The 9,316-nt window shown below is 44.5% G+C and carries 6 protein-coding genes; 5 read left to right on the top strand and 1 reads right to left on the bottom strand.

The features are described from left to right. Positions 1 to 205 precede the first annotated feature (205 nt). A complete protein-coding gene (gene glgX / locus OQJ86_RS16890; RefSeq protein WP_265988524.1) occupies positions 206 to 2,164 on the bottom strand; it encodes a glycogen debranching protein GlgX in 1,959 nt (652 codons plus the stop codon). 445 nt (positions 2,165 to 2,609) lie between these two features. Between glgX and OQJ86_RS16885 the strand changes: the two genes are divergently transcribed. The 5 genes from OQJ86_RS16885 (at position 2,610) to OQJ86_RS16865 (ending at position 9,295) form a co-directional block, all read left to right on the top strand. Beyond that, a complete protein-coding gene (locus OQJ86_RS16885) occupies positions 2,610 to 3,884 on the top strand; it encodes a maltoporin (protein ID WP_038881260.1) in 1,275 nt (424 codons plus the stop codon). Positions 3,885 to 3,986: 102 nt separating this feature from the next. Next, the gene (locus OQJ86_RS16880) at positions 3,987 to 4,796 is read left to right on the top strand and encodes a MalM family protein (RefSeq protein ID WP_265988521.1); all 810 of its coding nucleotides are present in this window, start codon (positions 3,987 to 3,989) and stop codon (positions 4,794 to 4,796) included. 328 nt (positions 4,797 to 5,124) lie between these two features. Continuing rightward, the gene (locus OQJ86_RS16875) at positions 5,125 to 5,631 is read left to right on the top strand and encodes a hypothetical protein (RefSeq protein WP_042600573.1); all 507 of its coding nucleotides are present in this window, start codon (positions 5,125 to 5,127) and stop codon (positions 5,629 to 5,631) included. Between the two features lie 88 nt (positions 5,632 to 5,719). Beyond that, entirely contained in the window at positions 5,720 to 7,330 is a 1,611-nt protein-coding gene (locus OQJ86_RS16870; protein ID WP_265988518.1) for an alpha-amylase family glycosyl hydrolase, read from the top strand. A 345-nt stretch (positions 7,331 to 7,675) separates the two neighbouring features. Beyond that, positions 7,676 to 9,295: an endonuclease gene (locus tag OQJ86_RS16865; protein ID WP_265988516.1), complete on the top strand. Its 1,620-nt coding sequence runs from the start codon at positions 7,676 to 7,678 to the stop codon at positions 9,293 to 9,295. Positions 9,296 to 9,316 lie beyond the last annotated feature (21 nt).

Genomic DNA, 9,316 nt, shown 5'->3' with positions numbered 1-9,316 from the left:
GGCTACGACGATTGATGGGTGTAGCCGATCAGATCGTAGCTTCTAGATTTAGTTCCATCGATTTAAGCAACAAAGCCATGCGTATGGTGTGCTATTTGAGCTGATTGCTGTTTATGTATCCGAAACGTCGATAAAACAAACCCAGCTTACGGCTGGGCTTGTCAGAACTTGTAGGAATAAGCTGCATTTCTGTCAGGTAAGCTTTTTACTCTGGTTGATAATGCAGAATTGCCATTGAAGTCGGAGAAAGCAGTACTTCGCCCTCGGCATGACCAGGATTGAGGTTACGCACATTGGTATCACATACGGTCACCCACTCTTGACCACGCTCATTTGGTAGCTTAAATCGCGCAGGTGCGTTGGTTTGGTTGATCAGGTACACCAACTCTTGCCCTTCCTTGCCGATGCCTAAATGCAGCGCTACAGAGCTTAAACGGTTCCAATCGTCGTGCTCCATCAAGCTGCCATCAATACGACGCCAGAAGATACGGTTGTTATTGCGATTTTCACCACTGAACGCTCGAATGAATGGCACCATATACTGATTACGATTAGCGACCATTTGTGACATCCACACTTTGAAGTGCTGTTTGCGTTCTGTGCTCGACCAATCTAGCCAGCTGGTTTCATTATCCTGACAGTAAGCATTGTTGTTACCGCCTTGCGTGTGCGACAACACATCCGCAGTTAGGATGTGAGGGATACCAAATGCAAACAGCAAGCTCGCCATTAAGTTGCGCTTTTGTTTTTCACGCGTGGCGATGATCATCAGGTTTTCGGTTTCGCCTTCCACGCCATAGTTTTCAGAGCGGTTATCGCCGTGGCCGTCGCGGTTTTCTTCACCGTTCGCTTCATTGTGCTTCTGCTTGTAAGACACCAAATCTTGCAGGGTGAAACCATCGTGATATGTGATGTAGTTGACCGTGAGTTTGTAAGGCCAGTTTGCTGCGCTGTAGATATCACGAGACCCCATCAAACGAGTCGCAAATTCTTTTAGGTAGCCTTGGTCACCACGCCAGAAGCTGCGGGAGATGTCGCGAAGTTTATCGTTACATTCGTTCCAACCAAATGGGAAGTTACCCACTTGGTAACCGTTAGGACCGATATCCCAAGGTTCAGCGATCAATTTGGTTTCGCGAAGAATAGGGTCTTGCGCGACGGCTTTAAAGAACGCTGCTTCTGGATTGTAATCATCGCCTTGGCGACCGAGTGTTGCTGCCAAGTCAAAACGGAAGCCATCGACTTTAAATTCGCTCACCCAGTATCGCAGCGTATCCATAACGAGATTCAGGGCTGGCTGGTAAGTTAAGTCGACTGTGTTGCCACAACCAGTGAAGTTAGCGAAGTTCTGACCATGTTTGATGTAGAAACGTGAGTCGAGCGCTTTTAGGTTGAAGGTCGTTGAGCCTTCACCACCTTCCGCCGTGTGGTTATACACCACATCAAGAATCACTTCGATGCCGTGTTTATGCAGCTCGCGGATGGTGGTTTTGAGCTCGGTTACCGCGTCTTTTTCTGCATAGCGAGGGTCCGGCACCATGAACAAGTATGGGTTGTAACCCCAGTAGTTCACTTTATCCATCTTTAGCAAATGCGGTTCATGCATACACGCTGCGACAGGTAGCAATTGCAACGTATTGATGTTTTGCTGTTTGTAGAACGCCAACATTTCAGGTGAAGACAAACCTAAATAACGACCTTTTGTATCGCTTGGAACTTCAGGGTTCTGCTGAGTGAGCCCTTTAACATGAGTTTCAAACAACACCATCTCTTCTCGTGGTATGCGAGGATGATCTGTGTCTTGCCAATCAAAGTTGTCTTCTATGACGACACACTTTGGCATATCGAAGCTTTTTGCAGGAGAAAATGGAGGCTGGTAGTGAAGGGCTTTATCAATCGACTTTGCATAGGGATCGGAGATCAGCAAAGGTTCATCTTTATGCGTCACTACATAGCCATACTTTTGCCCCGGTTTGATGTCAGGGATGAAAGTATGGCGAATGCCTGCATATTCGCCTGGCAAGTCGTGCAGCTTATAGCTACCGTCTTCCGCAAATAGCGCAAGTTGAATGTCTTTACTACTCGGAGCGTGAATAGAGAAGTTACAACCTTCTTTATTTACGGTTGCGCCGAGTGGGTATGGGCGAGAGTGAAGTTGTGTCATCAGCGAATCTTTTTTTAATTTTATTGCTACCTTTAAGAAACTATAAGTAAAAAACTTTGTCTTACTAAGGTCAACCACCTTATATCGAAAATTATCACTGTAATTAAATTACTTTCTACGACCTATTTTTGACAAAAATATGAAATGGCTATCACTTTGTAGCGGCCATAAACTGAAGAAACTTACTAATTCCTCCCTAGATTGGTGATCTGACTCGGAAAAACACCATTCGGTATATTTTCTCATCCCTTCTCATCCCCCCTAAATTAGTTTGGGGTGGAGGACGTCATCCTTGTACTCCTTGGGTAATCTTAAGACTGTTGAAACAAACGGGGACTTGTTCCCATCTTACCTCTCTTTCTTTTGGTGCGTTTTTACTGCCTATATTCACCAAAAAGAGCGAGCAGGGAAGACAGAATTATAAATACCCTTAATGGAGTTAAGAATGAAAAAAGTAAGTGCAATTGCAGCGGCTGTTGCTGCAACTTTAGCTGCTGGTTCTGCGTTCGCAGTGGATTTCCATGGTTATATGCGTGCTGGTGTTGGCGTTAGCGCTGACGGTGGCCAACAAGTAACATTTGAAAAGAACAAAATCGGTCGTCTAGGTAACGAAGGCGATGTATACGGTGAAGTTCAACTAGGTAAAGAAGTTTACAACAACAACGGTAAAACGTTCTACGTTGACTCTATGTTTGCAATGACTTCTAACGGTTCAAACGACTGGGAAAGCACTTCTGCTAACTGTGGTCTTGACGGCGCTGGCGATGTTAAATGTGTTGATGATGCACAATTCGCACTACGTCAGTTCAACGTTCAAGCTAAAGGTGTTCTGGATTTCGCTCCAGAAGCGACTCTATGGGCAGGTAAGCGTTACTACCAACGTCACGACATCCATATCTCTGACTTCTACTACTGGAACATCTCTGGCGCAGGTGCTGGTATCGAAAACATCGAAGCTGGTCCAGGTAAACTATCTCTAGCATGGGTTCGTAACGACCGTTCTGACATCGCTGATCCAGGTAACGATGGCGGCGATGCAAACGTAAATACACTTGATGCGCGTTACGCGGGTCTTCAAGTATGGGATAACGGTTCTCTAGAACTAGGTCTAAACTACGCGCTAGTTAACGAAACTGACGCTGCGCCAAACAGCACTAAAGATGCGAAAGATGGCGTAATGTTCACAGCTGAATTGACTCAAGGTCTAGATTCAGGCTTCAACAAAACTGTAATTCAATACGGTACTGAAGGTTACTCTAAAACAATGGCGTTTTACGGTGATGGTAGCTGGTACGGTGCAGAAGCAAACAGTGGCGCATCTGGTTACCGCCTAATCAACTGGGGTGTAATCGGTATGGGTGATAGCTGGGAACTTGGTCACCAACTTGTTTACGGTGTAGGTGAAGACATGTGGGACGGCCAAGATAAATGGGAAGCAATGTCTGCTGTTGTTCGTCCAATGTACAAATGGGATGACAACCACAAAACTATCTTCGAAGCAGGTTACGCTATCGATGATAACGACGGTGCAGAGAACAAATACGGTAAGCTAACAGTTGCTCAAGCATGGTCTGCTGGCTCTAGCTTCTGGGCTCGTCCTGAAATTCGTCTATACGCTTCTTACCTAACAGCGGATAAAGACGACAACTCGAACACATTCGACAACGGTCGTTCTGACGATACATTCCAGTTCGGTGTACAAGCTGAAGCTTGGTGGTAATCATCTAGCCACTAAGTCCTAAATTGTCCTAGAATGATACAGCCAGAACCTTATCTGGCTGTATTTATTTCAAAAAACAATAATGAGTCGAGGTAGACGGTAATGAAAAAATGGCTTGCTCCCGTACTGTTGGGAATGTTGGCTACAGGTTGTACTTCTGTAGAACAAGTCGATATGAGCCCGAAAGGTCAGCAACAAGTGATCACGCAATCGGGCGACATTCAATGGGTACCAATTGATGTGCCTGTGGTTACTGAGTTCGCTTTGACTGACAAAAGCCAAATGTTGTTAGATGGTAATAGCGCTGGCGCAATTGCAGCGTTCGCGTTACCAGGTAATCGTGGCAGTCTAGATATCAAACTAGAGACATTCGTAAACAAAAATCTAGAGTTTTACGCACCTAATGTCGTTGTTATGAACACGGCTGGCGAAACTATTTATCAAGCAGATTTCTCAAAGTTTAAGTACGAGCCAGCAAAACTGTTGGATAACGATAAATTCGTACTTGAAATGAATGTGATTCCTGACATGACAGGTAACGACTTGCATGTTTTGGTTTACACGACTTCTTCTGATCTCAAAGGAAGCTCAGAAGTTCTTCACCCTGCAAAAGCCTTTGCTCTGGCAAATCACACTCAGCCGCCAGATATTGCAGATCCTCAAGCAAAACACAGCCCACTCGGTCAGTTCCGTTTTTCAGTATCCGCGAATGATATCGTGAATACTAAGATTGTCGCGAAGAACGACAATATTCCGCAAGGTACAGACTTAACCAGTTACTACCATAATGCCATCAGAGCAGCCGTCGAAGCGGATGATATCCCGAAAGCTCTGACGCTTCTCGATGAGGCAAAAGAACTGGGCATTGAAGGTGCACAAACTGTATTTGTTAAAGCGGTAAATACCAAATAAACGAATAAAAAAGGCCAGCAACTTGCTGGCCTTTTTTAATTTCCTTCAGAACGATAAAACTCACCCCTACATATAGTTAGCTTATTCACAAATTTATTTGTTTTACTTTGTTTTTCATATTTAACAGATCAATAATTAACATGTGTTCCTAACCTTACTCGTCATCGATTAGGAAATAATTAAACCTCTCAAAGTAATCTGGCTCAGCAAGATAGAGAATAATATTCTTTATCGCTAGTTTGGTATTTTGTTCTTTTTAAATATTAACTTTATCCAGATTGGTGAGTTTGTATTTACTTTGGAATATTAAAAAGGAATTAACGTGAAAATGAACATGATGAAAACTTCACTTGCTGCTGCCTTACTTGTTGCTCTTGCTGGTTGTCAATCGACAGCAGAACCAGAAGGTGCTGCTGAACCTATTGTTAATCTGTCTCAAGACGAAGTCGTTGCTTTCATGGCGGCTTGTGACAACCCAGATAGCACGGCGAAAGGCCCAATTTCTAAACCTCTGTTTGTTGTCGGTACGTTTGCTGATTCAGATTGGAAACATGTACCTCAACGTAAATACACTTACAAAGGCAATAACTTCTATCAAGTTGTGACGCAAGAAAAAGCAGGCTCTTTCAAAATGCAGTACGCGACTGAGTTGTGGTTTCCACAATTTACCGCGAAAGGTAATCGAATGAATGTCGGTGAATTAACGCCATTAACATTTGGTGGTTACGGCACAGATACTTCGGTTGATATTAAAGAAGATGGAAAATACGTTTGGAGCCTTCAATTTGAAGGAAAAGGTAAGCCACTTCACGTAATGGTAAATAAGTGCCAATAATATTCCATTCAGTTATTTAAAATTTATTTTTATTTATTAACCCCTGCATGGGAAACATGTTGGGGTTAATTTTATTTGGGAGAGTTTAATGCGCAACGTACGATATAAAAAAATATTTGGCCAATCGCTTTTAGCCTTGAGTGTGGTTGGTGTTTTATCCGCGTGTAATTCCTCTGGTGGAAGCGATAATGGCAGCACGCCACTTCCTGATGCAAGTTATGCTTGCCAAGCGAATGTAATGGAGCAAAGCAACCAACTTCGCACCTATCAAATCATGGTTGAGAGCTTTGTTGATGGCGATTCGACTATCGGCCATGGCACAGGTTACGGCACCAGTCATCATAACGGTGATCTTCAAGGGGTTATTGATTCGCTCGATTACATCCAAGACTTGGGCATGAATGCGATTTGGTTGACGCCAGTTTTTGAATCGGAAGCCATTGATGGACAAGAACATTGGGCTGATCGTTTGGATGCAACGGGATACTTTGCTACGGACTATTTTAAGATTGATCCTCGCTTTGGCGATTTAGAAACGGCGAGAAGCTTAGTTGATGAAGCACACAAACGCGGCTTGTATGTTTTCTTTGATGGCGTGTTTGGCCATCACAAAGAAGGGTTGATTAAGCCGTCTCCATCGGGTTTATTACCTTCTGGTTCGAGCAATCCGGTCGACTACCCTGCAAGTTTGGATTTCTACAAAGAAGTCGCGACTTACTGGGTCAAAGAGCTAAAAATTGATGGTTGGCGTTTAGACCAAGCGTACCAAGTTCCAACCGACGCATGGACACAAATCCGCAAAGCGGTGGATGAAGCCTCACAGAGTGTGACTTACACCAACGTGGAAGGTGATCAAGTGAATCCTCTGGGTTACATGGTCGCTGAAATCTGGAAGGGCGAGTCAGAAATCGCGAGTGATGCATATGGCGCGGCTGACGATCCTGCGCTGTGCTCTGCATTTGATTTCCCAATGCGCTATCGCGTGCTGGAAACACTGGCTGTTAATGAGAGTGGTGTCGGCGGTCGTGGTGTGGATTGGCTAGACAATGGTTACCAAACACACAACCAATATCCGTCTCATGCTCAGCCAAACTTGATGATTGGCAATCACGATTTGGTTCGCTTTGGTGACTTGCTGCAACGAGGTGGATTAGCGGATGTGAACGATGCTGAATACTGGCAACGCCACAAAGCCGCGTTTGCATTCCAAGCGGCTTACACCGGACCAATCACTCTCTATTATGGGGATGAAATCGGTGACCAAGTTGATGGTTTTGACGCAAAAGAAGACAACAATACGTGTGCGGTTCGTGGGGTATGTGATGATCACGTCGCGCGAAGCAGCGCCAAGATCGAAGGCGTAACAGCAACCCTAGATGCCAACCAAGTTGATCTGAAAAACTACGTTAAGTCATTGATGACTATGCGTGCTGCTCATCCTGCTTTGTATCAAGGCAGCCGAACTAACTTGGTAGCAAGTAATGGCAGTTATGTGGACTTGAAAGTATCTGGCGATGACCAAGTCTTATTTGCTTTGAATACCTTTGAGAGTGCTCGCAACATAGTGCTGACAGAAGCGCAAGTCGGTAGCAATCAAGCGCTGGTGGATTTAATCACTAACCAACAAATCGCACTAAGTAACGGGCAATACCAGATCCCTTTGTCATCATTACAAGGGCGCTTCTTCAAAGTGAGGTAAAGCGGACAATAAGTTTTCCCCATTCATCCAAAGCCAAGTGTCGCTGCTGACCCCCATAGGCGCACGCTTGGCTTTTTTCGTCTCTTTGTCTAAGATGCCGTTCTTTCTTGTTCTTCGGTGGCGATATTGCACGTCGAATCCCAGTTTTCCTTTCTACATTTATTTGTTTTATATCGAACATTCGCCGCTAAAAATTGAAAGAAACAGTACGGAGTTTGTGAGATGTGCTGCACGATAATGAGAATATTCACATTCATGCAAAGTCAAAGTGTGATTTAAGGCTTACTCATCTGTAATTGTTATGTTTATCTTTTTGTGGATTTATATAACTAATGGAAAATTATAATGAAATCCATAACGAAACCCCTCTGTCTATTACCCCTTATTTGCTCTCCATTCGCGTTCAGTCACGTTCTTAATGGCGACTTTGAACAGTGGAATGGTAATGCACCAACGCAGTGGTCTGTGATTGATTCCGGCATTGCTGTTTCACCGACCAGTGACCCGCACCAATCTGGTGGTCTTGCGGCTCAAGTTATCGTAAATACAGGTACCCAAAGCAACACCGACTTTTTGCAAACCATTAATGTGGAGCAAGGGAAAACCTACCCATTTTCTGTCGCGGTTTATCATACGGAAGGTAATGTTAAAGCGCGTTTGGTGGTTGATGGATACCACAGCTACTCTAACCCTCAGCAAACCAATCAGTGGCAACAACTCACGCACAGTTACACTGCATCATCAAACAAAGCGATCAATGTCGGGTTACGCTTTTATGATGAGTCGGGCTTTGACGGTTCTGAAGTCGTTTATGTCGATAACTTTCAGCCAAACCAAAATGGTGGTACTCAGCCACCGGTAGAAAGCTGTAATGACAACGAAGTGTTACTGACATTGAACACCGATAGCTATGGCTCAGAAACGAGTTGGGAACTGAAAGATAACCAATCGCAAGTTCTGTTTTCAGGCCAAGGTTTTGACTCTTCGAAAACTTACGAAAAGACCATGTGCCTAGCGAACGGTGATTACCAGTTTACGATCAGTGACAGTTATGGTGATGGTATTTGTTGCGGCAATGGCAGTGGCTCATACGCTTTAATGTTTGGCCAAACCACATTAGCGTCTGGTGGTGAATTCACGAAATCTCAAACCACAAGCTTTACTCTTGGTGGTTCAACGACACCTCCGCCTGTTGTGGGTGAATACTATAAAGCCGCAGAAGGCAAAACCGGTTTTGAGTTGAAAACAGCGCTGTTTAACATCATCAAGGATCACACAGGGCGCGGCTACTCGGCTATTTGGACGTTAGTGAAAGACGCGGATTTAGACAACTACTACGAGAAAGACGGCTCCATTCTCGATATGTATTCTGAAAAACCATCTGGCAGCGATACGGTGAGCTTTACCAAAGTTACAGACCAATGCGGCCAATACAAAACGGAAGGTGATTGCTACAACCGTGAACACTCATTCCCTAAGAGTTGGTTTGGTGGCAAGGTTGAACCGATGAACTCGGATGGTCACCACCTGTTTGCAACCGATGGCTATGTGAATGCGAAGCGCAGCAACTGGCCATTTGGTGAAGTGGGTAACAGCACTTACGTATCTAGCAATGGCTCAAAAGTCGGCTCAGCAAGCTCTACTTTGGGCTATTCAGGAACGGTATTTGAGCCTATTGATGAGTTTAAAGGTGATTTTGCTCGTGCGTATTTCTACATGGCGACGCGTTATGAAAACGTCATTGGCAACTGGGAAAGCAACTCTAGTAACTCTGACGCGGTATTGAACGGCACGAAAACGACCGTCTTTGAACCATGGATGCTGAACATGTTGAAACGTTGGCACAAAAACGATCCTGTCAGCGCGAAAGAGATCAGCCGTAACCAAGCGGTGTTTGAATTCCAAGGTAACCGTAACCCGTTTGTGGATCACCCTGAGTTTGTAGAGATCATTTGGGGAAACTAACCCCATAGTTAAAGCAAATCG

Origin of the sequence: Vibrio sp. Sgm 5 (assembly GCF_026241575.1) — a bacterium.
Taxonomy (GTDB): domain Bacteria; phylum Pseudomonadota; class Gammaproteobacteria; order Enterobacterales; family Vibrionaceae; genus Vibrio; species Vibrio jasicida.
The sequence above is the reverse complement of the archived record's forward strand: the minus strand, read 5'-3'. Positions and strand labels throughout refer to the sequence as shown.

What these genes read in the sequence shown, in the direction of transcription:
- OQJ86_RS16880 (WP_265988521.1), top strand. Translation starts at nt 3,987, where the DNA reads ATGAAAAAATGGCTTGCTCCCGTACTGTTGGGAATGTTGGCTACAGGT.
- glgX (WP_265988524.1), bottom strand. Translation starts at nt 2,164, where the DNA reads ATGACACAACTTCACTCTCGCCCATACCCACTCGGCGCAACCGTAAAT.
- OQJ86_RS16870 (WP_265988518.1), top strand. Translation starts at nt 5,720, where the DNA reads ATGCGCAACGTACGATATAAAAAAATATTTGGCCAATCGCTTTTAGCC.
- OQJ86_RS16875 (WP_042600573.1), top strand. Translation starts at nt 5,125, where the DNA reads ATGAACATGATGAAAACTTCACTTGCTGCTGCCTTACTTGTTGCTCTT.
- OQJ86_RS16885 (WP_038881260.1), top strand. Translation starts at nt 2,610, where the DNA reads ATGAAAAAAGTAAGTGCAATTGCAGCGGCTGTTGCTGCAACTTTAGCT.
- OQJ86_RS16865 (WP_265988516.1), top strand. Translation starts at nt 7,676, where the DNA reads ATGAAATCCATAACGAAACCCCTCTGTCTATTACCCCTTATTTGCTCT.